Raw genomic sequence first — 26197 nt, forward strand, 5'->3', positions numbered from 1 at the left:
TCCGCAGCCTTAATTTGTGGTTGATAGATAGAGCAGTAGATGAAGAAGCAGCGAGCCTTCCTGAAATGGGCAGGTGGAAAATACGGACTTGTCGAAGATATTCAGCGTCACTTGCCAGAAGCTCGTAAGCTGGTAGAACCGTTCGTAGGTGCTGGGTCTGTATTTCTTAATACTGATTATGATCAGTATTTGCTCGCCGACATCAACCCAGATCTGATTAACCTGTACAACCTTCTTAAAGAAAATCCGCAAGAGTACATTACTGAGGCGAAGCGTTGGTTCTGCCCTGGGAATAATCGCAAAGAGGCTTATCTCGATATTCGCAGCCAATTCAATGCCACAGATGATGTGATGTATCGCTCTTTAGCGTTCCTGTATATGAACCGCTTTGGCTTTAATGGCTTGTGCCGTTACAACAAAAAAGGCGGCTTTAACGTCCCGTTTGGTTCATATAAAAAGCCTTACTTCCCGGAAGCCGAATTAGAGTTTTTTGCTGAAAAAGCGAAGAAAGCGACATTTGTCTGTGAAGGCTACCACGAGACATTTAAGCGCGCGCGCAAAGGCAGTGTTGTCTACTGTGACCCTCCGTATGCGCCGCTCTCGACGACAGCTAATTTCACCTCGTATGCAGGTAATGGCTTCACTCTTGATGACCAAGCTGCTTTGGCCGACGTGGCTGAGAGAGCAGCGGTTGAGCGTGGAATTCCAGTGCTGATTTCTAACCACGATACCACTTTGACTCGCCGCCTTTATCATGGCGCTGAGCTCAATGTCGTCAAGGTGAAACGTACTATTAGCCGCAATGGTGCAGGGCGTAACAAAGTTGATGAACTTCTTGCGCTATTTAAACCTGTTGAAAGCAAATAATCACATTTCATCACACTTCTCTATCATCTCACCTCTAGCTTAGGTAGAATTGCGCGCAAAGTTTCTTCAGTGTGCAATGATGCCCAATCAATACTAGAGGTCAGGTATGAAAGATTTCCTTATCGCTCCATCAATTCTGTCTGCGGATATGGCTCGCTTAGGCGAAGACGTAGAAAAAGTACTCGCAGCAGGGGCAGATGTGGTTCATTTTGATGTGATGGATAATCACTACGTACCTAACCTAACCTTTGGTGCGCCTATCTGTCAGGCACTGCGTGACTACGGTATTACTGCACCAATCGATGTACACCTAATGGTGAAGCCAGTGGATCGCATTATTCCTGACTTCGCTAAAGCAGGGGCGTCTATGATCACTTTCCATATTGAAGCCTCTGAGCACGTTGATCGCACACTTCAGCTTATCAAAGAGCATGGCTGTAAAGCGGGTGTGGTACTCAACCCAGCGACACCGCTGTCTCACCTTGAGTACATCATTGATAAAGTCGACATGATTCTTCTGATGTCAGTAAACCCTGGCTTTGGTGGTCAATCTTTCATTCCTAAAACACTCGATAAGCTACGCGCAGTTCGCAAAATGATTGATGACTCTGGTCGCGATATTCGCTTGGAAATTGATGGTGGTGTGAAGGTTGAAAACATCAAAGAGATCGCAGAAGCGGGCGCGGATATGTTCGTCGCAGGTTCGGCTATCTTCAACCAGCCAGATTACAAACAAGTGATCGATGAAATGCGCGCAGAACTGGCTAAGGTTAACTAATTCAATGAGCAACATTAAGTTAATCGCATTCGATTTAGACGGGACGCTACTTGATAGCGTGCCTGATTTGGCGGTAGCTGCTGATCAAGCAGTACAAGCATTAGGCTACCCAGCAGTGACAGAAGAGCAAGTGCGTGACTATGTAGGTAACGGCGCTGATGTTCTTATTGGCCGTTCGCTGAGTCGCAGCCTAACGGTCTCACCAGATTTAGATCCAGAACTGCATGCCAAAGCGCGTATTCTGTTTGATGACTACTACGAGCAAAGCGGACACAAGCTCAGCCACCTCTACCCAGCGGTAAAGGAAACCTTGGCAGAACTGCACGAAGCGGGCTTTACAATGGCGCTAGTGACCAACAAGCCATCGAAGTTTGTCCCTGAGGTTCTGGCGAAGCACGGCATTGATAAGTACTTTGTTGATGTGATCGGTGGTGATACGTTCCCAGAGAAAAAACCTAACCCAATGGCACTAAATTGGCTGCTTGAGAAACATGGCTGTCAGCCACAAGAAATGCTAATGGTGGGTGATTCAAGTAACGATATCAAAGCGGCGAAAAACGCAGGCTGTCACTCGTTTGGTTTGACCTATGGTTACAACCACGGTGAGCCTATTTCTGCCTCTCAACCGGATTATGTCGCAGATACCATCGCAGATTTAGCAGAACTCTTAACGGTTTCAGCTTAATAGCGACAAAAGATCTTTTAAAATACTCGTTAATGAGTACACTGAGTAAACCGTGTGGATAGAAACCACGCGGTTTTTTTCATTATTTAGCATAAGAAGTCAAAGGAATTATTCCCATGAGCAAACCCATCGTATTGAGTGGTGTTCAACCATCAGGTGAACTAAGTATCGGTAACTACTTGGGTGCTCTACGTCAATGGCAGCAGATGCAAGATGATTACGATTGCCAATACTGTGTTGTCGACCTTCACGCAATTACGGTTCGTCAAGATCCGAAAGCGTTGCGCGAAGCGACTCTAGACGCACTAGCAATCTGTCTTGCAGTTGGTGTTGATCCGCAAAAGAGCACGCTATTTGTTCAGTCACATGTACCAGAGCATGCTCAACTTGGTTGGCTTCTTAACTGTTACACCCAGATGGGTGAACTGGGCCGAATGACTCAGTTTAAAGACAAGTCGGCACGTTACTCGAAAGACGCATCTAGCCAATTTGGTGATGTGAACGTTGGCTTGTTCGACTACCCAGTATTGATGGCAGCAGATATCCTTCTCTACGGCGCGCACCAAGTGCCTGTAGGTAGTGACCAGAAGCAGCACCTTGAGCTAGCACGTGATATCGCTAACCGCTTCAACAACATCTACTCGCCAGAGCAGCCTATCTTCCAAGTGCCAGAGCCGTACATTCCAACAGTGAATGCACGTGTGATGAGCCTGCAAGATGCAACCAAGAAGATGTCTAAGTCGGACGATAACCGTAAGAATGTGATCACTTTGCTTGAAGAGCCTAAGTCAATCATCAAGAAGATTAACAAAGCTCAAACGGATGCAGAAACGCCACCTCGCATTGCTCATGACTGGGACAACAAAGCAGGTATTTCAAACCTAATGGGCCTTTACTCGGCCGCGACAGGTATGAGCTTTGAAGAGATCGAAGCTAAGTACCAAGGCGTAGAGATGTACGGCCCATTCAAGAAAGATGTTGGTGAAGCACTCGTTGCAATGCTTGAGCCTATTCAAGCGGAATACCACCGTATCCGCGCTGACCGTGCTTATATGGATCAGGTGATGAAGCAAGGTGCAGAGAAGGCATCAGCTCGCGCTGCTGAGACACTGAAGAAAGCATATGAAGCAGTAGGTTTCGTTGCACGCCCTTAGGGTAGAGTGGACAGCGAGATGCTAGAACGTTTCACTCCGAGAATCGAGAACGGGCTTTGCCCTTCGAGATAGAAACGTTGGTAGTTTTTGTTAAGACTTAGATGTTTACGCAGAAAGAGAAAGGGTTGACACATTGTGCCAACCCTTTAATTTTTTCTCGCTTCTCGCTTCTCGCTTCTCGCTTCTCGCTACTGCGCCCCTTCAAAGCCCATTTGGCGCCAAGCTTCAAAAGCGATAATGGCGACAGCATTAGAAAGGTTGAGGCTGCGTGCGTCTGGCATCATTGGAATACGAATACGCTGCTCCATTGGCATGCTTTCGATGAGTTCAGCAGGCAAGCCGCGGGTTTCTGGGCCGAACAGTAATACGTCACCTTTCTGGAAGTTAGCATCGACGTGATGACCTGTTGTTTTGGTTGTACAGGCAAAAATTCGGTACTCACCGCGTTCTTTCTCTAGGTACTCAACAAAAGCTTGGTAGTCTTTATGGCGAGTGACGCGCGCTAGGTCGTGGTAATCCAATCCCGCTCGACGAACTTTCTTCTCTTCCAGATCAAAACCAAGCGGCTCGATAAGGTGAAGGTTGGCACCGCAGTTGGCACATAAACGAATAATGTTACCAGTATTCGGGGCAATTTCTGGTTCGTAGAGGGCGATATCAAACATGACTAACTCTTAACGCTGATTGTTCAAAGGCTAGAAAGTATAAGGCGACTCTTGAAAGCCGCCAAGTCTGACGTTGTTAGTTTTGTATTGTGCTTTGAGGCGACTAGGCCAAAGCTGCTGCGTAGTTATCGCTCACGGCATCCCAGTTTACGACATTCCACCAAGCCTCAATGTAGTCAGGGCGTCGGTTTTGGTAGCTGATGTAGTAGGCGTGCTCCCAAACATCGAGCGCCAAAATAGGCTCACCTTGAGCTCCTGCCACGTCCATTAGTGGGTTGTCTTGATTGCTGGTTGACGTAATGACAAGTTGTCCGCCTTTGACGATCAGCCAAGCAAAACCAGAGCCGAAAGTATTAATCGCTGCATCTGTAAATTGCTGTTGGAATGCTTCAAAGCTACCAAAGGTAGACACAATATCCTCGCCGAGCTTTCCTTGAGGAACACCGCCACCATTTGGTTTCATGCAGTTCCAGTAGAGGATGTGATTGTAGTAACCTCCGCCATTATTGCGCACCGCTGGTGGCTGCTGAGAAATGTTGGCAAAGATATCTTTGAGTGTGGTGGACTCTAACTCGGTACCGGAAACTGCGGCGATAAATTTATCAAAATAGGTGCGATGGTGCTTGCTGTAATGCACTTCCATCGTCTTTGCATCGATGTATGGCTCAAGTGAGTCGTAAGCGTAAGGAAGTTCAGGGAAAGTGTGAGACATAGTAAATCCTCCATAATTGAAGGATTTACTTTAAGTGATAATGAGATCTATTATCAACTGTCTCTTTTGTAGGGTTATTGCTCCGCACCGAGTGGGAGAGTGATTTCAACTCTTAAACCGCCGAGTGTACTCCGCTTCGCTTCGATGGTTCCGCTATGCTGGCGTATTGCACTTTCGGTGATTGTCAGGCCTAAACCTGTTCCGCCACTGTGTCTATCGCGCGCTGTTGAGACGCGATAAAACGGTCTGAATATCGCATCGAGTTCCTGCTCCGGTACGCCTTCGCCGTTGTCATCAACCGCAATCATGATTTGCTGACTAGATTCAGTGAAAGTAACTTCGATGCGGTCTGTACCATAATAGATAGCATTGCGAACAATATTGTCTAAGGCGCTCATCAAGAGCTTTGGATTACCTGAAATGATGCGCTCTGGAATCTCATTGAAGGAAAGGGTTTTATCCATTTGTTCTGCTTCAAATTGAGCATCACTAAGGATTGCTTCCCACAAACTACCCATCGGCTGAGGTTCTCGGGTTAGATGGCTGTCGACCTGCATACGAGACAACTCAAGTAGCTCGCCAATCATCTGCTCTAAGCGCTGAGCTTCGGTATCTATACGAACCAGTTCAGGGCTCTCTCCCTGTTTGCGAGTTGCAAGGGCATTTGCCATCCGCAGTCGAGTCAGTGGAGAGCGCAGCTCATGGGAAATATCCGACAATAAGCGCTGTTGGCCTGAGATCATTTGATTAACCGCTTCCACCATCTGGTTAAAGCTGGTCCCCGCTTGACGGAATTCACTGGTGCCTTTTTCAAGTTCAGGGTCAACCACGAATTCCCCTTTGGCGACACGTTTGGCTGCACGTTCCAGTTTACGTGCTGGTTGGCTGAGTGCCCATGCAAGCCACAGTAGCAGAGGAGTGCTGACCAGCATTACTGCAAACAACAACTGGAATGGTCTATCAAACATGCGCAGTAAGAAGGGCGGTGGTTGATTCCATTTCACACCGATGTAGAGCAGCAAGTCTTGCTTGGCTAACGTGACAGGCAGTGGACCGGCAAGCATGTAGTGACCATAAAGTTTTTGCTTGGGTTCGCTATCGACTTCGACGCTAGTGATAAAGTTTTGTAGCGCGCGATACTTAAAGTCTTTGTGGTTTTGGGTTGTGAGCAAGTTGCCTTCTAGGTCAGTAACAAAGAAGCGCGGACGAGGATCTCTTGAAGAGCGTTTTCCACCTTCGAGCTTAAACAGAATGCGGGCAAGGTTGGTATCTTTGGCATAGCGCTTCTCGATATTCTGCTTCATCTCGATCATGCGATCGTAGTGTTCAACCGGAATATCTCGCGCTTTGCGTGGATCGAGATGTGGCAGTGACAGTACCGCCATCAGCACCAAAAACATGGTAAACCAGAATATGGCGAAGATACGCCCATACAAGCTAGTGATCTTTGGTAGGCGCATTAGTCCTCCTCAACCAGTAAGTAGCCGCGTCCACGTAAGGTTTTGATGCGTGATTTGCCATCTTCTCGTTCGGGCAGTTTCTTACGCAGGTTGGAGACATGCATATCGATAGCACGATCGAAAGCGGCGAGACGCTTACCTAAAACATCCAAACTCAGCGCTTCTTTGGTTAGGGTTTGTCCAGGATTTTGGATAAAGTGACTCAACAGAGCAAATTCTGTGGTAGTGAGCTCCATTTGCTCTCCCTGACAGTAAGCTTCCTGTTTACCGGGATACACTTGGATGTCTTGATATTCAATGCAGTCAGAGTTTTTCGAGCTTTTGCTTGCACCAGTGCTTTGCGTACGACGTAGGATTGCGCGAATGCGAGCTAGTAGCTCTCTGTCGCTAAAGGGTTTTGGCAGATAATCATCTGCGCCCAGCTCTAAGCCAATGACTCGGTCTATCTCTTCACCTTTAGCCGTCAGCATTAACACTGGCGTTTCCCAATTTTCTCGCAGTCTTTTGAGGGTTTCCATTCCGTTGAGCTTAGGCATCATGACATCGAGTAAGATAAGGTCAATCTTGTCATTGAGCAGTGCCAGTCCTTCTTCGCCATTATTTGCCTCAGACACATCAAAGCCTTCAAAGGATAGGACTTCTTTAAGTAAGCTGGTTAGCTCGGTATCGTCGTCAATCAATAAGATATTTGGCATAACAAGGTCTCTACATAAGTTGGATATCTATATATTACTGTTAAATGACCAATTGATTTAGGGTCATTATCGCTCTTTACGATTCTTTACTCTCTCAATACGTTGCTTTACGCAGCAAGTCGTATTCTACACTCAAGCGCTGTGAGAACAGCTCAATCCAATAGACAAAGTGAAAGGTACGATTATGAAAATGACAAAGAAACTAGTAGTAGCGGCAGTTGTTCTTCCTCTAGCACTTGGCACAGCGAGTGCGTTCGCTTTCGGTGGCAAAGATGGTAAGAAAGGTGGTCACGGCGAGTGTGGTGGTGGCTTTGACCGCGGAATCATGCGTCAACTTGACTTAACTGATGCGCAAAAAGACCAGATGAAAGAGATGCGTGAGGCAAGCAAACAGGAAATGAAAGCGGCCTTTAAAGAGAACTTTGAAGCGCGCCATGCAGAGATGCAAGCACAAAAAGAGAAAGTTCAGGCATTGGTTCTAGCGGATAACTTTGACCAAGCGGCGGCAAACGAGCTTGCTAAGTCAATGGTTGAAAAGCAAACGGAACGTAAAGTGAAAATGCTAGAGAAACAGCATCAAATGTTGAGCATTTTAACTCCTGAGCAGAAAACAAAATTTGTTGAGCTGCAACAAGAGCGTTCAGCAAAATGCCAAGAGAAAATGCAAGAGCGTTTTACTCGCTAGAGATAGTATTGAATTAAGGCGGCTTGATAGCCGCCTTTTTTATGCCATTTTTATTCAACAATTGTAAGGTTATACTTAGAAGATGTTTGTTTAATAATCAAAGCACTATGAAACAAGAATATGCTCGTTTAGTCACCATGGCCGCATGGACAGCTACCATTGTAGCGACGCTGCTATTGGTGGTTAAAGTAGGGGCTTGGTGGGTGACTGGTTCAGTCAGCTTACTTGCCTCTTTGATTGACTCAATGCTCGATATCGCGGCATCTCTGGTTAATCTCGTTGTGGTGCGTTACTCCCTTCAGCCTGCTGACCGAGAGCATACCTTTGGCCACGGTAAAGCCGAATCACTAGCAGCGTTGGCACAGGCGATGTTTATTTCTGGCTCCGCTGTATTCCTGATCTTAAATGGTATTGAGCGCTTCTTTAGACCACACGAGTTACAGTCCCCTGAATACGGTGTTTACGTCAGCTTGTTTGCCATCTTAGTCACCTTTGCCTTGGTTCGTTTCCAAAAACATGTCGTGAAGAAAACGGGTAGCCAAGCCATAGCTGCAGATTCTCTGCACTATCAATCTGACCTTTATATGAATGCCGCCATTATGCTCGCGCTAGGTTTGAGCTGGTTTGGGATTACCCAAGCAGACTCAATTTTTGCCGTTGCAATTGGTGTCTACATCCTCTATAGCGCATTCAAAATGGTGCAAGAGGCGATTCAAACCTTACTCGACCGCAAACTGCCTGACGAAGAGCTGAAAGCAATTCGAGAATGTTGCGTGAAGGTGGAAGGGGTTTTGGGGGTCCATCAATTGAGAACCCGAATGTCCGGGCCAACACGTTTTATTCAGTTACACTTAGAGCTGGAAGACAATATTCGATTAATTGAAGCGCATCGAATCTCTGACGAAGTGGAAGATAAACTGCTTGAGCTTTATCCACATTCAGATGTACTGATCCATCAGGATCCTTATTCTGTGGTATTAGGGGTAGAAAAAGGACAGAAGTCGCAAGATTGGTAACGCAAAAGTGCCACTTATTGGCTATCTTTTCAGCGATGCTAGTTTTAACTGTGATCCTGATATGTATCAATGATGTCAATGAGCAAAGCTGTAATACTCTTACATAAGTAGAAAAGTTACATAATTTGACGCAAATAAATGTAGTAATCCTAATTAGGAAAGGTAACATATTGCGCAGTTAAAGGAATTAAGTGGGTGGCTTGTTGAAAGCGACTGACGTAAAAATTGAAATAAGATTCCCAAAAATCGAGGGTGAGCATGATTAAGAAGATCGGTGTCTTGACGAGTGGCGGTGACGCACCAGGTATGAACGCGGCAGTTCGCGGCGTGGTTCGCACGGCGTTATCTGAAGGACTAGAAGTTTACGGTGTATTCGATGGTTACTTAGGTCTTTACGAAGATCGTATCGAAAAGCTAGATCGTTCAAGCGTTTCTGATGTAATCAACAAAGGCGGCACGTTCCTAGGCTCTGCGCGTTTCCCTGAGTTCAAAGAAGTGGAAGTGCGTCAAAAAGCGATCGAAAACCTGCAGAAGCATGGTATCGAAGCTTTAGTCGTTGTTGGTGGTGACGGCTCTTACATGGGCGCGAAAAAGCTAACTGAAATGGGTTACCCATGTATCGGTCTGCCGGGCACTATCGATAACGATATTGCAGGTACGGATTACACGATTGGTTACCTAACGGCACTGAACACTGTTATCGACGCGATTGACCGTCTACGTGATACTTCATCTTCTCACCAGCGTATCTCGATCGTTGAGATCATGGGTCGTCACTGTGGTGATCTGACGCTAATGTCTGCAATCGCTGGTGGTTGTGAATACATCATCACTCCTGAAACAGGCTTGGATAAAGAAAAGCTGATTGGCAATATCCAAGATGGTATCGCTAAAGGTAAGAAGCACGCGATCATTGCTCTCACTGAGCTAATGATGGATGCTAACGAGCTAGCGAAAGAGATTGAAACGGCGACGGGTCGTGAAACTCGCGCTACCGTTCTTGGTCATATCCAACGTGGTGGTCGTCCTACTGCATTTGACCGCGTTCTTGCATCTCGTATGGGTAACTACGCAGTACACCTATTGATGGAAGGTCAAGGTGGTCGTTGTGTGGGTATTCAAAAAGAGCAACTTGTTCACCACGATATCATCGACGCTATCGAGAACATGAAACGTCCTGTACGTGAAGACCTATTCAAGGTTGCTGAAGAGCTATTCTAAGCCAGCTTCATATTGAACTAAAAAAGCCAGTTGGGAGACCAACTGGCTTTTTGTTTATTGGAATAAGGCTAGTTGACTAGCATGGTCGATAGCACGTAACCCACTGTTGTTGCGGTAATCACGCCAATAAAGCCGGGTAGCAAGAAGCTGTGGTTGAGCACGTACTTACCAATCTCAGTGGTGCCTGAGCGGTCAAAGGTAATTGCCGCAAGGTCACTTGGGTAGAATGGGAAGAAGAAATACGCATAACAAGCAGGAAGCACACCGATTAGCACAGGTGCTGGAATGCCCATCGCAAAACCAAGAGGTAGCATGATGGTCAGTACTGCTGCTTGGCTCTTCAAGAATACCGACACCACGAACATGGCAATAGCAAACGTCCAAGGGTGTGCAGCAACGATGTCGCTCACTAGGCTGATCAAGTAAGGCTTGTGGAAACCGATAATAGTGTCACTCATCCACGCGATACCGAAGATAATGATCACCGCGGTCATACCGGCGATAAACACATTACTATGGACGATCTTCTTCGGCTCAACCTTAGTTGTCAGTAGGATCAAAGCACCGACGGACAACATCAAGAACTGAATCGCGACCGACATTTTAACACCGTCTGGTAGCAAGCCGAGGTCTTTACCAAACATGGCGACAAAGATAACTGTAGCGATACCTGCTAAGAAGATGCCTAAACCGCGTTTCGCCACTTGCTGACTGGCAGGCTCACTTTCATCTTGCTGGACTTCATCAATCAGTTGAGCTTTAAACTCGGGATCTTGGCAACGCTCGATAAAGGCTGGATCTTGATCCAATTCTTTACCGCGCTTCAGGCTCCACAAACAGCCAACCAACACACCAATTAAAGTCGCAGGTATGGTGACCAGTAACACGTTAACCAGACTGATATCCAAGTGGTTATCGGCTGCTGTTGCCATTACTACCGCAGCGGCAGCGGCTATCGGGCTAGCCGTAATCCCCATTTGTGAAGCGACGGTTGCCATCGCCATCGGGCGCTCAGGGCGAATGCCTTTCTTGTAGGCCACATCGTAGATAACAGGCAGAAGTGGGTAGACAGAGTGACCCGTGCCGACTAATACCGTCAACGAATAGGTACAAAGTGGACCAAGAAACACGATTTGACTTGGATGCTTACGCAATAATCGCTCAGCAAACTTCACTAACAGCTTGAGGCCACCCGTTGCTTCCAGAGTCGCAGAGGCTGCGACCACAGCGAGAATAATCAGCATAACACTGATCGGTGGCGAACCCGGTGCGACACCAAATACAAACGCGAGAACCGAAACACCTAAGCCCCCGAGCAAACCGAAAGCTATGCCTCCATGGCGGATACCGATAAATATAACCGTCAGAAGCAGGAGCATATGCACGTAAAACATAATCAAACCCTACATTGGTATAAACATAGAGCTATGCTACCCAAAAGTGGTAGGTGGAAACGTGACCCTATTTGCTTCTCTTGCTAGAGCAATTGACTATCGAGCTATTCCTTGTTTCGAATCAAAAATTGCACTTTAAACAAAGGCTTTGTGTTGGTTTGCCCGTAGAGATCACGAGTTCAATTTGTTGTCTCTACGTTTTTGGATTTTCTGGTGGACACCACGGCGTAGAGCTTTGATTCGATTTTCCGCTTTATCGACGCCAAGTAGCACTGTGAGCGCAAGTAGCGTGAGTATCACCGATTGTTGCATGTAACCCAGTCCAATTATCATGCCAATGGCAGCCAATACCCATATGACAGCAGCAGAGGTGACACCATGGATTTTGCCATCAAGGGTCATCATTACCCCAGCACCAAGAAATCCTACCCCAGTAATGATCTGACCGAGTACTCGCGCTTGATCTAACGTATTGGGTGAGAGCGAAACTGCCATTGACATAAACAAGTAGGTGCCAGAAATCACCAAAATCGAGGTGCGAATTCCAACAGGCTTACCACGTGTTTGCCGTTCAACACCAATAAGAATGCCGTTAACGGCACAACAGAGTAGGGCCCACCAACTGAATGGACCTAGGTCGAGGAATTGTTCGATAGTGGATTGCATGTCTGGTTGCATAGTGACCTCCAAAACGTCGGAGTATGCATAGATTAGACCTGCCTATCGAACAAAAGATTTTTATCTTAAGGACAAAATTAACAACCAGTGGTGGTCAAGTTAATACTGGGTGAGGCGTTTGAGGTTGCTTCGGTATATTGCAGGTAACAGTTAAGAGAAGATTGACGGCGGCTTCCTGGCATGTACAAGATAATTCCATCATTGGCGTTGGTATTACTGAAATACCAATCCGCTCCATCCGCTCCCCATGTTGCGTCATCTATATTCGCATCAAGAATCTTAGACCAAGCATTGGCGTTGTCTGCTTTAGCATAACCATAAACAATACTGACGCTTTCCCCCTCTACAGTGACAGAGCCGCTGGCAGCGGTGTCGAGCCCTGCGATAGCAGAAACGCCAATTAACTGGTCGTTAGCGCCTTGCATTGCCCCTTTTAAACCTTGCAAGGCAGAAGTTCGGGCGTCGCTTTGTAGGTCAAGTAAGCGAGGCAGGGCTGTAACAGCAAGAATACCGAGTACAACGATTACAATGACTAGTTCTATTAGCGTAAAGCCGCGTGTATTTTTCATCATTACTCTAAATGTAGGTCGAGTGGGGTTTTACTTGTGCGCCCACCTATCTCACGAGTTAACTTAGGTACTAGGTAACCTGAGACTCGCTCCATTAGCCCTGCCATGATCGCTTTGGCCTCTTGGTCGGAGATATAAAAGTGTGCAGCGCCTTGTACTTTATCTAGCACGTGAATGTAGTAAGGTAAAATGCCAGCATCAAATAAAGCGTCACTAAGGTCTACCTGAGACTCAATGCTGTCATTGACGCCTTTAAGCATAACACCTTGGTTTAAAAGAGTAACACCTGCTTGCTTAAGGTGGCTTAATCTATCTCTCAGTTCTTGATTTATCTCTTGAGCGTGGTTGATATGCGTGACTAACACCACTTGCAGGCGTGTTTCGTTTAGCATCTGAATCAGCGCTTGAGTGATACGCTCCGGAATGACTACAGGTAAGCGGGAATGAATGCGCAGGCGCTTGATGTGTTTGATATCGGCAATATGATCAATAAGCCACAACAGCTCCTCATCCTTTGCCATTAGCGGGTCACCGCCAGAAAGGATGATTTCATTGATCTCTGAGTGTTGGGCTACATACTCTAAACTTTGCTGCCAAGCCGATTTAGAACCCTTATTTTCGTCATAGGGGAAATGACGGCGAAAACAGTAACGACAGTTAATCGCGCAGCCACCTTTGACGATCATTAACGCGCGGTTGCGGTATTTGTGCAATAAACCTGGTATAGCATTGTTTTGCTCTTCCAGTGGATCATTGGAGTAACCAGGGTGGACTTCAAACTCTTCGCTGAGCGGTAAAACTTGGCGTAAAAGCGGGTCGTAAGGATTGCCTTTTTCCATTCTATCAATAAAACTTTGCGGAACACGCTGCGCAAAAAGCTTGCGAGCAGCAAATCCGTCTTGCCATGGCTTAGGATCTATTTCGAGCTGCTCAAGCAGTTTTGCAGGATCAGAGATCCCATTCGCTAGCTGTTTGAGCCAGTTTTGCTCAACAGAAACAACTTTTCGGGTTATGATGTGCGGCATTGAATTTAGCTCTAAGAATGTAAGAGGAAAAAATGGCTACTGTTAGCACCAATGAATTTAAAGGCGGCTTGAAACTAATGCTTGATAACGAGCCTTGCGTTATCTTGGAAAACGAATACGTTAAGCCGGGTAAAGGTCAAGCGTTCAACCGTGTAAAAATTCGTAAGCTTCTTTCTGGTAAAGTGCTAGAGAAAACCTTTAAGTCTGGTGAAACTTGTGAAGTTGCAGACGTAATGGATATCGACCTAGATTATCTATATAACGACGGCGAATTCTACCACTTTATGAACAACGAAACATTTGAGCAGATCGCTGCGGATGTAAAAGCGGTTGGCGAAAACGCTAAGTGGTTGGTAGAAAACAACACTTGTATGCTAACACTTTGGAATGGTAACCCAATCGTAGTAACGCCACCAAACTTCGTTGAGCTTGAAGTAACAGACACTGATCCAGGTCTGAAAGGTGATACTCAAGGTACAGGTGGTAAGCCAGCAACACTATCAACAGGTGCTGTTGTTCGCGTTCCTCTATTTATCGCGATTGGCGAAGTGATCAAAGTTGATACTCGCTCTGGTGAGTACGTAGGTCGCGTAAAATAAGCCTAACTTAGGTCAAGTTTTGGAAAAAGGTCACTTCGGTGACCTTTTTTTGTTTTTCACCGATAGGATTGATGTGCCACAATTCTAGTTCAAGTAACTGTGGCTAAACTGGTATCCATGAAACAGTCTCTAACAATATGGCTTGACGCCGCTCGACCTAAAACCTTGCCTTTGGCTTTGGTCTCTATCTTAACGGGTAGTGTATTGGCGTACTCCACGCATCAGTTTTCACCTGTGGTTGCTTTGCTGGCTTTTCTGACCGCAACGCTGCTGCAAATCCTTTCTAACTTAGCCAACGACTATGGCGATGCTGTTAAAGGTACCGATAACGAAAATCGTCTCGGGCCTATGCGTGCTATCCAGTCTGGAGCCGTGACTCAAAAGGACATGAAGCAGGCAATGATCATTAATGTGGTCTTGACTGTGATCGCGGGTCTCACCTTGGTGATGTATGCGCTAGAGAGTCTACAGAGCATTTTAGCTTTCATCGGGTTAGGAGTCTTAGCGATTGTCGCAGCGATCGCATATACCGTGGGTAACAAACCTTATGGTTACGTTGGCTTAGGCGATATTTCCGTGTTTATCTTCTTTGGTTTATTGGGCGTAGCGGGTACTTATTTCCTTCATACCGGCATTGTCGCTCCTCTGCTTATCTTGCCTGCGGTTGGTTGTGGGCTATTGGCTGTCGCTGTACTTAATATCAACAATATGCGTGATATTGAGAACGATGAGGTGTGTGGCAAAAGAACGGTTGCTGTCCGCCTCGGGCAAAAGCGCGCTAAGCAATATCACTTTGCTCTGCTTAGCGGCGCTGTCGTGGCTTTTGCCGCTTACTTAATCCATCAACCGAGCCCCATTTGGATTAGCTTACCATTTCTTCTTAGCCTGCTTGTTACCTTTAAACACGGTAAAGCGGTGTGGCAGGCGGAAAAGCCAGCGCAAATCGCCCCAATGATGCCGGTGATAGTTAAGTGCTCTATGGTGACTAACTTATTGTTTGCTGGAGTGGTTATAGCTCAAACTCTGGTCAGTTAAATGATACATGTCATTGCAATGACTTAATGACCTTATATACTCGATGGAGATAACGAACGGTATGGGAAGGAATACTATGGAATACAATACCTCTGCCTTGTGCGACATTTATTTAGAGCAAGTAGATGTTGTAGAGCCTATGTTCAGTAACTTTGGTGGTTGTGCATCGTTCGCGGGGCAAATCACGACAGTAAAGTGTTTTGAAGATAATGGCTTGATTCGTGAAATCCTAGAGCAAGACGGTTTAGGCCGTGTGCTGCTTATTGATGGTGGCGGTTCATTGCGTCGCGCATTGATTGATGCCGAGCTCGCATCGCTTGCGGAAGAAAACGAATGGGAAGGTATTGTTGTTTACGGCTGTGTTCGTGAAGTCGATGAGCTGGAAGACATGAGTATCGGTATCCAAGCGATCGCTTCTATTCCTGTCGGCGCTATCTCACAAGGCATTGGGGAAGTGGATGTGCCAGTCAACTTTGGTGGCGTGACCTTCCTTCCTGAAGATTACCTCTACGCTGACAATACCGGTGTGATTCTTTCTCAAGAGCCATTAGATGTCGATTTAGAAGTGGAAGAAGAGATAGCCATTGTCGATTAATCTCTACCTTTCAAGATAGACTGCACCGACTCCAAGAGTCGGTGTTTTGTTTTATGCCGCCGGGGAAAGGTGTTGAGCCCGGAGTTTTAACGCATATAAGTAACCACTTGTGCCACCAATAATGTTGCCTACCGCAATACCAATGAATAGCCCTTCAATATCATACAGCTGACCACCCATCCAAGCGCAAGGCAGGGTAAAGAGAAACAGACGCATAAAGCTCCATTGGAATGCCTTAAGCGGTTCATGCAGGGCGTTTAAGCCAGAGACCAACATCATCATCACGCCTTGGAAACCATAGCTAAAAGGCACGACTAACAAATAGTGCCAAAGCAGATCTTTTACCGCTTGTTCCTGTGAAAACAAAGCTGCGAGTGGAATGCTCAGTGGCACCATCATGATAAAAATGCCGGCCTGAAACACCATCGAGAAACGCATGCTTAAAAACAACCCGGCAAAGCTACGTGCAGGGTTATTGGCGCCCATGTTTTGGGCAATAAATGGTGTTAGGGCTGAAGTTAAAGACATCAAAACCAAGATAAGAATCGATTCGACTCGCTGCGCCGCACCATAAGCGGCGACGGCTGCAGTGCCATGAGTCGAGAGCATCATCATCAAAATCGCCCCCGATAAGGGGGTGAGAGCATTAGACAGAGCAGCAGGTGTTCCGATTTTTAGGATTTGTTGCCAGTCGAGCCAGAGGGTTTTAAAGCAAGGTAGGGCAAGTAATTTCTCTCTTTTAATCAGCACGTAAAGCGAGCCAATTAAGGCGCCGAACCAACTCATTGCACTGGCAATGGCCGCCCCTTGAATGCCCAATTCTGGGAAAGGCCCGAAGCCAAAAATCAATAGCGGATCGAGTACCCCATTGATAAGCCCGGCAAGCATCATGATTTTGGCAGGTGTTTTGGTATCCCCCGTCGCGCGAATGGCACTGTTGCCAGCCATAGGGACGACTAATAGCGGAATCGTTAGGTACCAAATATCCATGTATTGATGAATAAGTGGCAGTAGCGATTGCTCTGCACCAAGAAATAGAAACAGTGGCTCAATGGTAAACAGACCAAGTGTAGAGGCGAGTGCGACCAGCAATACGGCTAACAGTAAGCCATGAGAAGAAAAGCGCGCAGCGACGATCGATTGACCTTGTCCGAGCAAGCGGCCGATATTGGTCGAGAGCCCCATGCCTATACCCATGGTGATGCAGTTGACCGCAAAGGTGACGGGAAAGGTATAGCTAATCGCAGCGAGAGCTTCGGTACCTAGCAGCGAGATAAAAAACGTATCCACCAAGTTAAACATCAAGATCGCCACCATGCCAAAGGTCATCGGAACGGTCATCTGTCTAAGTACTAGGGGAATCGAACCTGTTAGAAGGCCATGCTTATCCTGCATTCGGTACAACTATCGTTAGTGTGGAAAAGCGTAGGATACTTGATTGATGTGCCAGACACAAAAAAGGCCAGCTTGCGCTGACCTCAATGAGAATTTTTCAAATAAGAAGAAAAATTATGCTTTAGCTGCTGCCGCTGCTTTAGCAATTGCTGCGAAGCTCTTAGCATCTAGAGATGCGCCACCAACTAGAGCACCGTCGATGTCTGGTTGTGAGAAGTAAGCTTCTGCGTTCTCAGGCTTAACAGAACCACCGTATTGGATGATTACTTGCTCAGCAACTGCTGCGTCTTTCTCTGCGATTAGTGCACGGATAGAAGCGTGGATGCGTTGTGCATCTTCAGCTGTTGCTGCTTTACCAGTACCGATAGCCCAGATTGGTTCGTATGCGATGATTGCACCGTTTAGCGCTTCAACACCATAAGTGTCGATTACTGCGTTGATTTGACGTGCACATACTGCTTCAGTTTCGCCTGCTTCGTTTTGAGCTTCAGACTCACCGATACAGAAAACAGGTTTTAGACCGTTTTCTTTTAGGAAGTTGAATTTCTTAGCGATGAACTCGTCAGATTCGTTGTGGTATTCACGACGCTCAGAGTGACCGATGATGATGTGAGTAGCACCGAAATCTTTTAGCATCTCTGGAGACATATCACCAGTGAATGCACCGCTGTTGTTTAGGTCAGTGTTTTGAGCACCTAGGATGATCTTGTTACCGCCTTTTGCGATTAGCTGTTCAGCTAGATCTAGGTAAAGTGCTGGTGGAGCGACAGCTACGTCAACACCTTCAACGCCTTCAAGTTCAGCGTTAAGACCAGTTAGCAGCTCTTTCACCATTGCTTTGCTGCCGTTAAGCTTCCAGTTACCCATCACTACAGGACGACGCATAGGAATATCTCCGTATTTAATCAATTAATGTAAAAAATCTTCGTAAGAATATAACAGATAAAATAGGGGAGATCATGATTACCGTCATGTCTTATTGGATATCACTCATTGGTTGGAGCTGTGATCGCTCATATCTCACCTTAATCTGCTTTCTATCAGTGATCCATTGAACAGATTGGTGGAAACCCACTCGGAATTCAGCATAGAAATTGGTAATAGTGTTGTGCACTTTTTGTTTATTGTGAAACTCTCTTACATTTGAGGAATACTATGCCGAACCTAGTAATGGAATACTCCAACTCTGTTGACGAACGCGTTAATGTTCAAGGCTTACTTGAAGACTTACATCATGTCGCGTTAACTTGCGGGTTGTTCGATGTGGATTCGGTAAAATCCCGCTCTTTACGTTGCCATAATTGGCTGGTCGGTGAAGCGGGAGATAGCGTTGACTTTATTCATATCAGCTTTGAATTGCTTGATGGCAGAACCGAAGAGCAGAAAAGAGAGTTATCTCGTCAGTTGATGACCGTATTGCAAGATCAGGCGAGTCATGTTCATAGCTTAACGGTTAACATTCGAGATATGGATAAAGCGTGTTTTCAGAAAGTAATTAACTAGTATTTTTGGAGCAAACAGGCTCTAACTTTTTATTTTTTAGGTATAGATGATGTCGATGAAAGATTTACTGTTTTCGTTTCAAGGTCGAATAGGGCGTAAAACCTATTGGATTTGGAACGTGGTTTACTATTTGATGATTGTCGGCTTTGCGATGGGGATGAATGTACTCGCTCCCTCGATCGCACATCTGATTCTACCTGTGTTTCTGATCGTCATTCTGGTTCCTGATCTAGCGATTACCGCTAAACGTTGGCATGACCGTGGTAAATCAAGCTGGTGGCTGCTGCTTAACATCCCACTTGTTATTGGACGTATGACAGTGCCAGTCGGTGATCCTTCACTAGCCGGTCAACCGTCTATGTTGCAGGCTGCGACGTCATTTGCTGCTCTAGTCTGTGGTCTATGGATTTTAGTTGAATGTGGTTTCTTAAAAGGCACGGATAGCGAAAATCAATATGGGCCGGAAGGGAGATAGAACGCTTCGCGTTATGAACGGACTACGTCCTCGGGAATGCTTCGCGCCGAGATGCGAGAACGGGCTGCGGCCTTCGAGAGGTGCTCGTGGCAAGTGAGTCAAAAATTGCAGGCAGTGATATTTTCTTAGGATGTAATTGTTTGGATGTAAAAGCAAAGGGTTGACACATAGTGCCAACCCCCTAATTTATCTCGCTTCTCGCTTCTCGCTTCTCGCTTCTCGCTTCTCGCTTCTCGCTTCTCGCTTCTCGCTTCTCGCTTCTCGCTACGCTACTTCCTCAGAAAAACTTCTTCCACTTGATGATCCTGACCTTTCTTCAAGATTAAGTGGGCGCGGCCTTTGGTTGGCAGGATATTGGCATCTAGGTTAACCCCATTGATCGACTGCCAAATACTGTGTGCTTTCTCGATCGCTTTTGGTTCGGTCAACTGCGTGTAGTGACTGAAGTAAGAGCCTGGCTTGGTAAAGGCGCCTTGGCGGAACTTTAAGAAGCGTTCGACATACCACTGCTCTATCACTTCACTTTCTGCGTCGACATAAAGCGAAAAATCCAAGAAATCTGAAACAAAGACGCGATGTGGGTCGTGGGGGTAATCCATCCCGCTTTGCAAGACGTTTAATCCTTCGATGATCAGCACATCAGGTCGGTCGACGGTTTTCAGCTCTTCGGTAATGTCATAGGTGATGTGCGAGTAAACAGGTACTTCGAGGTGTGGTTTTCCGGCCTTAACGTCAGAAACGAACTCGACTAAACGCTTAATATCATAAGATTCAGGGAAGCCTTTGCGATGAAGAATACCGCGTTCATCGAGTACCTTTTTTGGGTAAAGAAACCCGTCAGTAGTCACGAGCTCAACTTTAGGGTGGTTATCCCAGCGTGACAGTAAGGCTTTAAGCAAACGAGCCGTGGTGCTTTTACCTACCGCGACACTACCGGCAATACCAATGATAAAAGGTGGCGCTGTGCCTTGATTACCGAGGAAGTTATTGAGCACGGAATTACGGCTCTGTCTTGCAGCAACATATAAGTTAAGCAGACGCGCTAAAGGTAAGTAGATCTCTTCTACTTCTTCCATCGTGAGGCTTTCATTCACACCCTGAAGTTCAACCAGATCGGTCTCGGATAATGTCATCGGTACTGAATTGCGTAATTCAGCCCATTGTTGACGATTAAATGAGAGATATGGAGTCATAGTCATCCTAACTTGGTTTCACGATAGAGCAGCGAAAATACAACAACCGAACAAGATTGCAAACGACATCGTCGACATTCGCGTATTTTTTGCCGATAAATTGCGCGAAATTTCAACAAATAAGCCCAATCAGTAGAAAAAGAAGTTTTTTTTTAAATTTACTATTGCAAGGCAGAAAATCATTCAATAGAATGCGCACCACTTATGCCGACTTAGCTCAGTAGGTAGAGCAACTGACTTGTAATCAGTAGGTCACCAGTTCGATTCCGGTAGTCGGCACCATTTTTCCTTTATGAGAGAAATGGATTGAAAATTTGGAGGGGTTCCCGAGTGGCCAAAGGGATCAGACTGTAAATCTGCTGGCACTGCCTTCGATGGTTCGAATCCGTCCCCCTCCACCATATTCTTAAGGAAATAGCTCACAGAGTTACGTGTTGCGGGCATCGTATAATGGCTATTACCTCAGCCTTCCAAGCTGATGATGCGGGTTCGATTCCCGCTGCCCGCTCCACTCTAATTTGAGTGCTGATATAGCTCAGGTGGTAGAGCGCATCCTTGGTAAGGATGAGGTCGGCAGTTCGAGTCTGCCTATCAGCACCAGCTCTAAGCAATGTTTCCTTTTGATACTTTCTCTTTACTAAACTACGTTTAGTGATTGAGAGAAGTTTATCACCAAGACTTTTTGGTTGCGTGGTCATTCAAGCCACCTAAATCCGTACCTAGAGGGACAACTCATGTCTAAAGAAAAATTTGAACGTACTAAACCGCACGTTAACGTTGGTACTATCGGCCACGTTGACCACGGTAAAACAACTCTAACTGCTGCAATCTGTACTACTCTTTCAAAAGTGTACGGCGGTGAAGCGAAAGACTTCGCATCTATCGATAACGCTCCAGAAGAGCGTGAGCGCGGTATCACAATCGCAACTTCTCACGTTGAGTACGACACTCCAACTCGTCACTACGCACACGTAGACTGTCCAGGACACGCGGATTATGTTAAAAACATGATCACAGGTGCTGCACAGATGGACGGTGGTATCCTAGTTGTTGCTGCGACAGATGGCCCAATGCCACAAACTCGTGAGCACATCCTACTAGGCCGTCAGGTTGGTATCCCATACATCATCGTATTCATGAACAAATGTGACATGGTTGACGATGAAGAGCTACTAGAACTAGTAGAAATGGAAGTTCGTGAACTTCTATCTGAGTACGATTTCCCAGGTGATGACCTACCAGTTATCCAAGGTTCTGCACTAGGCGCACTAAACGGCGAAGAGCAGTGGGAAGCGAAAATCGTTGAGCTTGCAGAAGCACTAGATTCTTACATCCCAGAGCCAGAGCGTGCAATCGATCAGCCATTCCTAATGCCTATCGAAGACGTATTCTCTATCCAAGGTCGTGGTACAGTAGTTACTGGTCGTATCGAGCGCGGTATCCTAACTGTAGGTGACGAAGTAGAAATCGTTGGTATCAAAGAAACAACAGTAACAACATGTACTGGTGTTGAAATGTTCCGTAAGCTTCTAGACGAAGGTCGTGCGGGTGAGAACGTTGGTGCACTTCTACGTGGTACTAAGCGTGACGAAGTAGAGCGTGGTCAAGTACTAGCGGCTCCTAAGTCAATCAACCCACACACTAAGTTCGAATCAGAAGTATACGTACTGTCTAAAGATGAAGGTGGTCGTCACACTCCATTCTTCAAAGGCTACCGTCCACAGTTCTACTTCCGTACAACTGACGTAACTGGTAACATCGAGCTACCAGAAGGCGTAGAAATGGTAATGCCAGGCGATAACATCAAGATGACTGTTGAACTAATCGCTCCAATCGCGATGGACGAAGGTCTACGTTTCGCAATCCGCGAAGGTGGCCGTACAGTTGGTGCTGGTGTTGTTGCTAAGATCTTCGACTAATTCTTCGGAATTAATTGAAATCTTGCACACTTCTTCTTTTTTGAAGAACGCGCATTAGAAAAGGGAAGCTTCGGCTTCCCTTTTTCGTTTTTGGTTATAAGGATTGGTGTGCTTTAACTCCTCTAACTTACTGAAAAGGCTTTATCATTTTTTTATGCTCATTTCTCTGCTGTTTAAGTCCTTGATACTCTTCACCTCTCGCTAGACAGATATAACAAAATGTTCTGATGATTCTCTCAATACAACTAGTAACGATAACAATTCTTGTTTATATTTGTTCTCGCAAGTGGTAAGTGGAAGTATTTTTTATGTTCGTATGTCTTTGTCATGGGATTTCAGACAAGAAAATTAGGAAGTTAGCGATTGATGAAGGCGTAACTGATATTAAAGGAATCAAGAAATGCACCGCGCTGGGTAGCCAATGTGGTAAGTGCATTAAGATGACCAAAGAAATTTTAGCTGAAACAGAGTACTTACAAGTGAAACAAGCCAGCTGATTTATCGCTGAGCCTTTTTGACACCTTCTTATTTGGAACTAGATTTAAAAGAGCCAAAGAGGAGGGCTTATGTCATGAAAGGCGATCCAATCATAATCCAACATCTCAATAAAGTGCTCGGTAATGAGCTTATCGCTATCAATCAATATTTCCTGCACGCAAGAATGTATAAAGACTGGGGTCTTAAGCATTTAGCAGAAAAGGAATATCACGAATCTATTGATGAAATGAAGCATGCGGATCATTTGATCGAGCGAATCCTATTTCTAGAAGGGCTACCTAATCTGCAAGATCTTGGTAAGCTGATGATCGGTGAAGATGCCAAAGAAATGCTCGAATGCGACTTAAAGCTTGAGATGGCCGCTATTCCAGATTTGAAAAACGCTATTGCCTATGCGGAAGATATTCACGACTACGTATCCCGCGATCTGTTCCAAGATATCCTAGAAGACGAAGAAGAGCATGTTGATTGGCTTGAGACACAGCTTGGCTTGATTGACATGACAGGTATTCAAAACTACCTACAAGCGCAGTACGTGGATGAGGATGACGATTAGTTACATCCTGAAGTGATTAAAAAATCCCTGAACCAGTCAGGGATTTTTTACTTTGGTTAGCCAAATAAGATTAGCCCCCAACTGACCACCACAAGAGATAGAGCGACAAAGACAGCGGCAGAGCCGATATCTTTCGCACGTCCGCTCAGCTCGTGATACTCGGAGCCCACGCGGTCGACAACCGCCTCGATTGCTGAGTTGAGTAGTTCAACCAAAACCACAATGAACAGCGTCGCTATCATGACCACTTGTTCAAGTTTTGTCACTGGGAGGAAAAAGGTCGCTGTCGCCATAATGATCAGCAATACCACCTCTTGGCGAAATGCGGCTTCGTAACGCCATGCTGCCGTTAACCCTTTAATTGAGTAACCAGTAGCGTCAATAATTCGTTTGATACCGGTTGCACCTGGCTTCATTGGTTTTCTCCTTGGGTTAAACAAGTGGCAAATATATCAAGTTCTGCGTTGTACTCGCTGGTATCGATATCCATCAATCCCAGCACAGAGTGGAAGAAGTTATCATGAGATAGCTTTTCATTCGATACTTTCTGCATACATTGTTCATCAAGCTGATGTTTAGTGACAAATTTGTCTGACATCCAGGTAACCATGGGCACATGAGTCTGATGTTTGGGTGCAATAGAGGCGGGCATGCCGTGGAGGTAGACACCATTCTCACCCAAAGACTCACCGTGATCAGAGACATACAACATGGCGGTGTTGAACTTGTCGTCATGTGATTTGAGCTTGTCGATGAGCTGGCTTAGTAGGTAATCGGTGTAGAGCAGTGAATTGTCGTAAGTATTCATTAACTCTTCGCGACTACAATTTTGGATGTCTGCCGTATCACAGGTTGGGGCAAACTTTCTAAACTCTTCAGGATAGCGCTTATAGTAGGTAGGGCCGTGACTACCAAGCAAGTGCAGGACAATAACTCCGTCGGTATCCAGTGAGTTAATGTGCTCATCGAGCCCTTCAAGCAGAACCCCATCAAAGCAAGTTCCCCACTGGCAATATTTCTCTTGTACTTTCACTTGTTCGTGGCCATCAACATAGGTAATACGGTCACACGCCCCTTTACAGCCACTATTGTTGTTCTTCCACAATACATCGACACCCGCATGATCGAGGATATCCACGACGCTATCTTGTCTGCGTGCTTTTGAAGCGTTGTAAGAGGATTTAGTCATATTGGAGAACATGCATGGCACAGATACAGCAGTGCAGGTACCGCAAGAGGTGACGTTAGGGTAATTGATCACTCTCTCTTGCTTGGCTAAGAAGGCATTGGTTTGTTTTTCATAGCCATTAAAAGAGGAGTTTTCGGCGCGGGCGGTCTCTCCGATCACCAACACGACGAGATTTTTACGCGGATTATCTTGGTTACGGTTTACAGCGTCAGTCCCTATTTGAACATAAGGTAGATTGGCTTCGTACCAGCGCTTGTTTATCACACGTGTTGTGGCCGTTATATAGTTAGTTGGGTTTAACGCGGAGCCAAGCTCGCTGTTGTTACGTAGGAGGGATGCATAATCTTTAAAGTAGACCGAAGCAATGCAAGCTACCACTAGAATAGATACCACTAGGCTAGCGAGCTTTAACAGTAGCTCTTTACCTAGGTGACGGAATTCAACCTCAACTCGGCTAAGCAGCAGTAGCGGTAATATCGCGAGAGCGAAGTACCAAATGAAGGCTGACATAGAAAGATAACTGGTTGCTTCGTGAGTGTCCGTTTCTATAACACTAACGATCATCCCATAGCTGAGTACGATTCCGTACTGATGCATCGCATAAGTGGCAGCGGCGGAGATAAGTATAATGACGCTAACAACAATGCGATGGATGAAAGGCCAGGTCAGCAACGTAAAGAGGACATTCATGATCGCCAAGACAACAATTGGCAGTGTGAACTTCAGTCCCCATGAGGCGTCAGGCATAGTGTCAAAGATTGAATTGACTCTTTCCCAAAGCGCTATGTTTTGGAATAGAGTAAAAAATAGTGCGATTACCAGAGTGTAGGTAACGCTGTTCATGCGTATCTTCATTATTATCACCAGTAGGTATGATGTCGTACTAAATGAAATGTGCCGCCATTATCCATATTAATGATAAAAAGTGAAGATGGTTTGAAGTTAAATTTTTGCTAAATGGTTAGTATTTAGAGTCATCAAGAATGCTTTCTCATAAATAGGTGCTTTATCTAAATATCTGTCAGATTGAGTGATTTCAACGCTAGTGGCGTTAATTTGCCATGAGGAAGTCAGGCTAAGGTGATTTAGATTGGTGAGTTAAACTTGCGAGCTTCTTTTTCTCTTGCTTAAACTGCTTTCTTTCTGTACTATTCGTGCTCCTTAAAACTCGGTCAATTTTCTTTAGTTCCTTGCTTCCTCTGGACGACCGGGCCATTTGTGGAAGCTGAATAATCCGTAAGGAGCAACCAATGCGTCATTACGAAATCGTATTCATGGTGCACCCAGATCAAAGCGAGCAAGTTGCTGGCATGATCGAGCGTTACACTGGTTCAATCACTGAAGCTGGCGGTACTATCCACCGTCTAGAAGACTGGGGCCGCCGTCAACTGGCTTACCCAATCAACAAGCTTCACAAAGCTCACTACGTTCTAATGAACGTTGAAGCTGACCAAGCTGTAATTGATGAGCTAGAAACTGCTTTCCGTTTCAACGATGCAGTTCTACGTAACATGATCATGCGTACTAAAGCGGCTATCACTGAGCAATCTATCATGCTTAAGCAGAAAGAAGAGCGTGCTCCTCGTCGCGAAGAGCGTGCTGAAGCTAAGCCAGAAGCAGCTGCTGAGTAATAAAT

29 protein-coding genes and 4 tRNA genes are annotated in these 26197 nt (G+C 45.9%); 20 read left to right on the forward strand and 13 right to left on the reverse strand.

Features of this window, described 5'->3' with window-relative positions; translation table 11 throughout:
* The first annotated feature begins 39 nt into the window (after positions 1-39).
* The 4 genes from AC6R00_RS11165 (at position 40) to trpS (ending at position 3484) form a co-directional block, all read left to right on the forward strand.
* On the forward strand, positions 40-867 hold the full coding sequence (locus AC6R00_RS11165; RefSeq protein ID WP_500640450.1) for a Dam family site-specific DNA-(adenine-N6)-methyltransferase: 828 nt from the start codon (positions 40-42) through the stop codon (positions 865-867).
* A gap of 106 nt (positions 868-973) precedes the next feature.
* Entirely contained in the window at positions 974-1645 is a 672-nt protein-coding gene (gene rpe / locus AC6R00_RS11170) for a ribulose-phosphate 3-epimerase (RefSeq protein WP_500640451.1), read from the forward strand.
* A gap of 4 nt (positions 1646-1649) precedes the next feature.
* Positions 1650-2330, forward strand: coding sequence for a phosphoglycolate phosphatase (locus tag AC6R00_RS11175; protein ID WP_500640452.1), 681 nt, complete (start codon positions 1650-1652; stop codon positions 2328-2330).
* A 116-nt stretch (positions 2331-2446) separates the two neighbouring features.
* Positions 2447-3484, forward strand: coding sequence for a tryptophan--tRNA ligase (trpS, locus tag AC6R00_RS11180; RefSeq protein WP_500640453.1), 1038 nt, complete (start codon positions 2447-2449; stop codon positions 3482-3484).
* A gap of 188 nt (positions 3485-3672) precedes the next feature.
* Here trpS and trmL read toward each other — a convergent pair whose 3' ends face one another.
* From trmL to AC6R00_RS11200, 4 genes are all read right to left on the reverse strand, one after another.
* Complete coding sequence (trmL, locus tag AC6R00_RS11185; RefSeq protein ID WP_004743308.1) at positions 3673-4149, reverse strand: tRNA (uridine(34)/cytosine(34)/5-carboxymethylaminomethyluridine(34)-2'-O)-methyltransferase TrmL; 477 nt, start codon at positions 4147-4149, stop codon at positions 3673-3675.
* Positions 4150-4252: 103 nt separating this feature from the next.
* Complete coding sequence (locus tag AC6R00_RS11190; RefSeq protein ID WP_500640454.1) at positions 4253-4861, reverse strand: superoxide dismutase; 609 nt, start codon at positions 4859-4861, stop codon at positions 4253-4255.
* A gap of 74 nt (positions 4862-4935) precedes the next feature.
* Positions 4936-6321 carry an envelope stress sensor histidine kinase CpxA gene (gene cpxA, locus AC6R00_RS11195; RefSeq protein ID WP_500640455.1) on the reverse strand — a complete coding sequence of 462 codons (1386 nt, stop codon included), beginning with the start codon at positions 6319-6321 and terminating at the stop codon, positions 4936-4938.
* Positions 6321-7016 (reverse strand): response regulator, encoded by a 696-nt coding sequence (locus AC6R00_RS11200; protein ID WP_239852846.1) that lies wholly within the window; start codon positions 7014-7016, stop codon positions 6321-6323. Before AC6R00_RS11200 ends, cpxA begins: the two co-directional genes overlap by 1 nt.
* Positions 7017-7200: 184 nt before the next feature.
* Here AC6R00_RS11200 and AC6R00_RS11205 point away from each other — a divergent pair, with 184 nt between their 5' ends.
* From AC6R00_RS11205 to pfkA, 3 genes are all read left to right on the forward strand, one after another.
* The gene (locus AC6R00_RS11205; protein WP_004743312.1) at positions 7201-7701 is read left to right on the forward strand and encodes a CpxP family protein; all 501 of its coding nucleotides are present in this window, start codon (positions 7201-7203) and stop codon (positions 7699-7701) included.
* Between the two features lie 107 nt (positions 7702-7808).
* Positions 7809-8717 (forward strand): CDF family cation-efflux transporter FieF, encoded by a 909-nt coding sequence (fieF, locus tag AC6R00_RS11210; protein WP_500640456.1) that lies wholly within the window; start codon positions 7809-7811, stop codon positions 8715-8717.
* A gap of 258 nt (positions 8718-8975) precedes the next feature.
* Positions 8976-9938 (forward strand): 6-phosphofructokinase, encoded by a 963-nt coding sequence (pfkA, locus tag AC6R00_RS11215; RefSeq protein WP_500640457.1) that lies wholly within the window; start codon positions 8976-8978, stop codon positions 9936-9938.
* Between the two features lie 68 nt (positions 9939-10006).
* Here pfkA and AC6R00_RS11220 read toward each other — a convergent pair whose 3' ends face one another.
* The 4 genes from AC6R00_RS11220 to epmB all read right to left on the reverse strand — a co-directional run bounded on the left by AC6R00_RS11220 (position 10007) and on the right by epmB (position 13604).
* The gene (locus AC6R00_RS11220; RefSeq protein ID WP_004743315.1) at positions 10007-11332 is read right to left on the reverse strand and encodes an anaerobic C4-dicarboxylate transporter; all 1326 of its coding nucleotides are present in this window, start codon (positions 11330-11332) and stop codon (positions 10007-10009) included.
* Between the two features lie 171 nt (positions 11333-11503).
* A complete protein-coding gene (locus AC6R00_RS11225; RefSeq protein WP_500640538.1) occupies positions 11504-11998 on the reverse strand; it encodes an MgtC/SapB family protein in 495 nt (164 codons plus the stop codon).
* Positions 11999-12087: 89 nt separating this feature from the next.
* Positions 12088-12582, reverse strand: a complete 495-nt coding sequence (locus AC6R00_RS11230; protein ID WP_004743317.1) for a type II secretion system protein — start codon at positions 12580-12582, stop codon at positions 12088-12090.
* Positions 12582-13604: an EF-P beta-lysylation protein EpmB gene (gene epmB / locus AC6R00_RS11235; protein ID WP_500640458.1), complete on the reverse strand. Its 1023-nt coding sequence runs from the start codon at positions 13602-13604 to the stop codon at positions 12582-12584. The genes AC6R00_RS11230 and epmB overlap by 1 nt, the downstream gene beginning before the upstream one ends.
* A 32-nt stretch (positions 13605-13636) precedes the next feature.
* On the opposite strand from epmB, the gene efp reads away from it, so the two are divergent.
* The 3 genes from efp to rraA all read left to right on the forward strand — a co-directional run bounded on the left by efp (position 13637) and on the right by rraA (position 15833).
* Entirely contained in the window at positions 13637-14203 is a 567-nt protein-coding gene (gene efp, locus AC6R00_RS11240; protein ID WP_004743319.1) for an elongation factor P, read from the forward strand.
* A gap of 117 nt (positions 14204-14320) precedes the next feature.
* Positions 14321-15238, forward strand: a complete 918-nt coding sequence (locus AC6R00_RS11245) for a 1,4-dihydroxy-2-naphthoate polyprenyltransferase (RefSeq protein WP_004743320.1) — start codon at positions 14321-14323, stop codon at positions 15236-15238.
* Positions 15239-15314: 76 nt separating this feature from the next.
* On the forward strand, positions 15315-15833 hold the full coding sequence (gene rraA / locus AC6R00_RS11250; protein ID WP_500640459.1) for a ribonuclease E activity regulator RraA: 519 nt from the start codon (positions 15315-15317) through the stop codon (positions 15831-15833).
* A 51-nt stretch (positions 15834-15884) separates the two neighbouring features.
* On the opposite strand, the gene AC6R00_RS11255 is transcribed toward rraA, so the two are convergent.
* Together AC6R00_RS11255 and tpiA are read right to left on the reverse strand one after the other, a co-directional pair.
* Complete coding sequence (locus AC6R00_RS11255) at positions 15885-17228, reverse strand: MATE family efflux transporter (RefSeq protein WP_500640460.1); 1344 nt, start codon at positions 17226-17228, stop codon at positions 15885-15887.
* Between the two features lie 114 nt (positions 17229-17342).
* The gene (tpiA, locus tag AC6R00_RS11260) at positions 17343-18113 is read right to left on the reverse strand and encodes a triose-phosphate isomerase (protein WP_239852855.1); all 771 of its coding nucleotides are present in this window, start codon (positions 18111-18113) and stop codon (positions 17343-17345) included.
* A 270-nt stretch (positions 18114-18383) separates the two neighbouring features.
* Here tpiA and AC6R00_RS11265 point away from each other — a divergent pair, with 270 nt between their 5' ends.
* Both AC6R00_RS11265 and AC6R00_RS11270 read left to right on the forward strand, forming a co-directional pair.
* The gene (locus AC6R00_RS11265) at positions 18384-18731 is read left to right on the forward strand and encodes a 5-carboxymethyl-2-hydroxymuconate Delta-isomerase (protein WP_004743324.1); all 348 of its coding nucleotides are present in this window, start codon (positions 18384-18386) and stop codon (positions 18729-18731) included.
* Positions 18732-18780: 49 nt separating this feature from the next.
* On the forward strand, positions 18781-19206 hold the full coding sequence (locus AC6R00_RS11270; protein ID WP_500640461.1) for a DUF805 domain-containing protein: 426 nt from the start codon (positions 18781-18783) through the stop codon (positions 19204-19206).
* A 269-nt stretch (positions 19207-19475) separates the two neighbouring features.
* On the opposite strand, the gene coaA is transcribed toward AC6R00_RS11270, so the two are convergent.
* Entirely contained in the window at positions 19476-20399 is a 924-nt protein-coding gene (gene coaA / locus AC6R00_RS11275) for a type I pantothenate kinase (protein ID WP_004743326.1), read from the reverse strand.
* A 206-nt stretch (positions 20400-20605) separates the two neighbouring features.
* Between coaA and AC6R00_RS11280 the strand changes: the two genes are divergently transcribed.
* From AC6R00_RS11280 to bfr, 7 genes are all read left to right on the forward strand, one after another.
* A tRNA-Thr gene (locus AC6R00_RS11280) sits at positions 20606-20681 on the forward strand.
* Between the two features lie 34 nt (positions 20682-20715).
* Positions 20716-20800: transfer RNA gene (locus tag AC6R00_RS11285), tRNA-Tyr, on the forward strand.
* A gap of 35 nt (positions 20801-20835) precedes the next feature.
* Positions 20836-20910, forward strand: a tRNA-Gly gene (locus AC6R00_RS11290).
* Between the two features lie 13 nt (positions 20911-20923).
* A tRNA-Thr gene (locus tag AC6R00_RS11295) sits at positions 20924-20999 on the forward strand.
* 134 nt (positions 21000-21133) lie between these two features.
* Positions 21134-22318, forward strand: coding sequence for an elongation factor Tu (gene tuf / locus AC6R00_RS11300; protein WP_038550586.1), 1185 nt, complete (start codon positions 21134-21136; stop codon positions 22316-22318).
* 308 nt (positions 22319-22626) lie between these two features.
* Entirely contained in the window at positions 22627-22815 is a 189-nt protein-coding gene (locus AC6R00_RS11305) for a (2Fe-2S)-binding protein (protein ID WP_004747097.1), read from the forward strand.
* 74 nt (positions 22816-22889) lie between these two features.
* Positions 22890-23372 carry a bacterioferritin gene (gene bfr / locus AC6R00_RS11310; RefSeq protein WP_069667385.1) on the forward strand — a complete coding sequence of 161 codons (483 nt, stop codon included), beginning with the start codon at positions 22890-22892 and terminating at the stop codon, positions 23370-23372.
* Positions 23373-23428: 56 nt separating this feature from the next.
* On the opposite strand, the gene AC6R00_RS11315 is transcribed toward bfr, so the two are convergent.
* The gene (locus AC6R00_RS11315) at positions 23429-23788 is read right to left on the reverse strand and encodes a diacylglycerol kinase (protein ID WP_425666127.1); all 360 of its coding nucleotides are present in this window, start codon (positions 23786-23788) and stop codon (positions 23429-23431) included.
* Complete coding sequence (locus AC6R00_RS11320) at positions 23785-25404, reverse strand: phosphoethanolamine transferase (protein WP_500640462.1); 1620 nt, start codon at positions 25402-25404, stop codon at positions 23785-23787. The genes AC6R00_RS11315 and AC6R00_RS11320 overlap by 4 nt, the downstream gene beginning before the upstream one ends.
* 407 nt (positions 25405-25811) lie before the next feature.
* Here AC6R00_RS11320 and rpsF point away from each other — a divergent pair, with 407 nt between their 5' ends.
* On the forward strand, positions 25812-26192 hold the full coding sequence (gene rpsF, locus AC6R00_RS11325) for a 30S ribosomal protein S6 (RefSeq protein WP_004747103.1): 381 nt from the start codon (positions 25812-25814) through the stop codon (positions 26190-26192).
* The last annotated feature ends 5 nt before the right edge of the window (positions 26193-26197 follow it).

It is taken from the genome of Vibrio sp. R10-SF1-ISO8 (genome assembly GCF_059833805.1).

What these genes read in the sequence shown, in the direction of transcription:
- AC6R00_RS11165 (WP_500640450.1), top strand. Translation starts at nt 40, where the DNA reads ATGAAGAAGCAGCGAGCCTTCCTGAAATGGGCAGGTGGAAAATACGGA.
- rpe (WP_500640451.1), top strand. Translation starts at nt 974, where the DNA reads ATGAAAGATTTCCTTATCGCTCCATCAATTCTGTCTGCGGATATGGCT.
- AC6R00_RS11175 (WP_500640452.1), top strand. Translation starts at nt 1,650, where the DNA reads ATGAGCAACATTAAGTTAATCGCATTCGATTTAGACGGGACGCTACTT.
- trpS (WP_500640453.1), top strand. Translation starts at nt 2,447, where the DNA reads ATGAGCAAACCCATCGTATTGAGTGGTGTTCAACCATCAGGTGAACTA.
- trmL (WP_004743308.1), bottom strand. Translation starts at nt 4,149, where the DNA reads ATGTTTGATATCGCCCTCTACGAACCAGAAATTGCCCCGAATACTGGT.
- AC6R00_RS11190 (WP_500640454.1), bottom strand. Translation starts at nt 4,861, where the DNA reads ATGTCTCACACTTTCCCTGAACTTCCTTACGCTTACGACTCACTTGAG.
- cpxA (WP_500640455.1), bottom strand. Translation starts at nt 6,321, where the DNA reads ATGCGCCTACCAAAGATCACTAGCTTGTATGGGCGTATCTTCGCCATA.
- AC6R00_RS11200 (WP_239852846.1), bottom strand. Translation starts at nt 7,016, where the DNA reads ATGCCAAATATCTTATTGATTGACGACGATACCGAGCTAACCAGCTTA.
- AC6R00_RS11205 (WP_004743312.1), top strand. Translation starts at nt 7,201, where the DNA reads ATGAAAATGACAAAGAAACTAGTAGTAGCGGCAGTTGTTCTTCCTCTA.
- fieF (WP_500640456.1), top strand. Translation starts at nt 7,809, where the DNA reads ATGAAACAAGAATATGCTCGTTTAGTCACCATGGCCGCATGGACAGCT.
- pfkA (WP_500640457.1), top strand. Translation starts at nt 8,976, where the DNA reads ATGATTAAGAAGATCGGTGTCTTGACGAGTGGCGGTGACGCACCAGGT.
- AC6R00_RS11220 (WP_004743315.1), bottom strand. Translation starts at nt 11,332, where the DNA reads ATGTTTTACGTGCATATGCTCCTGCTTCTGACGGTTATATTTATCGGT.
- AC6R00_RS11225 (WP_500640538.1), bottom strand. Translation starts at nt 11,998, where the DNA reads ATGCAATCCACTATCGAACAATTCCTCGACCTAGGTCCATTCAGTTGG.
- AC6R00_RS11230 (WP_004743317.1), bottom strand. Translation starts at nt 12,582, where the DNA reads ATGATGAAAAATACACGCGGCTTTACGCTAATAGAACTAGTCATTGTA.
- epmB (WP_500640458.1), bottom strand. Translation starts at nt 13,604, where the DNA reads ATGCCGCACATCATAACCCGAAAAGTTGTTTCTGTTGAGCAAAACTGG.
- efp (WP_004743319.1), top strand. Translation starts at nt 13,637, where the DNA reads ATGGCTACTGTTAGCACCAATGAATTTAAAGGCGGCTTGAAACTAATG.
- AC6R00_RS11245 (WP_004743320.1), top strand. Translation starts at nt 14,321, where the DNA reads ATGAAACAGTCTCTAACAATATGGCTTGACGCCGCTCGACCTAAAACC.
- rraA (WP_500640459.1), top strand. Translation starts at nt 15,315, where the DNA reads ATGGAATACAATACCTCTGCCTTGTGCGACATTTATTTAGAGCAAGTA.
- AC6R00_RS11255 (WP_500640460.1), bottom strand. Translation starts at nt 17,228, where the DNA reads ATGCAGGATAAGCATGGCCTTCTAACAGGTTCGATTCCCCTAGTACTT.
- tpiA (WP_239852855.1), bottom strand. Translation starts at nt 18,113, where the DNA reads ATGCGTCGTCCTGTAGTGATGGGTAACTGGAAGCTTAACGGCAGCAAA.
- AC6R00_RS11265 (WP_004743324.1), top strand. Translation starts at nt 18,384, where the DNA reads ATGCCGAACCTAGTAATGGAATACTCCAACTCTGTTGACGAACGCGTT.
- AC6R00_RS11270 (WP_500640461.1), top strand. Translation starts at nt 18,781, where the DNA reads ATGTCGATGAAAGATTTACTGTTTTCGTTTCAAGGTCGAATAGGGCGT.
- coaA (WP_004743326.1), bottom strand. Translation starts at nt 20,399, where the DNA reads ATGACTCCATATCTCTCATTTAATCGTCAACAATGGGCTGAATTACGC.
- tuf (WP_038550586.1), top strand. Translation starts at nt 21,134, where the DNA reads ATGTCTAAAGAAAAATTTGAACGTACTAAACCGCACGTTAACGTTGGT.
- AC6R00_RS11305 (WP_004747097.1), top strand. Translation starts at nt 22,627, where the DNA reads ATGTTCGTATGTCTTTGTCATGGGATTTCAGACAAGAAAATTAGGAAG.
- bfr (WP_069667385.1), top strand. Translation starts at nt 22,890, where the DNA reads ATGAAAGGCGATCCAATCATAATCCAACATCTCAATAAAGTGCTCGGT.
- AC6R00_RS11315 (WP_425666127.1), bottom strand. Translation starts at nt 23,788, where the DNA reads ATGAAGCCAGGTGCAACCGGTATCAAACGAATTATTGACGCTACTGGT.
- AC6R00_RS11320 (WP_500640462.1), bottom strand. Translation starts at nt 25,404, where the DNA reads ATGAACAGCGTTACCTACACTCTGGTAATCGCACTATTTTTTACTCTA.
- rpsF (WP_004747103.1), top strand. Translation starts at nt 25,812, where the DNA reads ATGCGTCATTACGAAATCGTATTCATGGTGCACCCAGATCAAAGCGAG.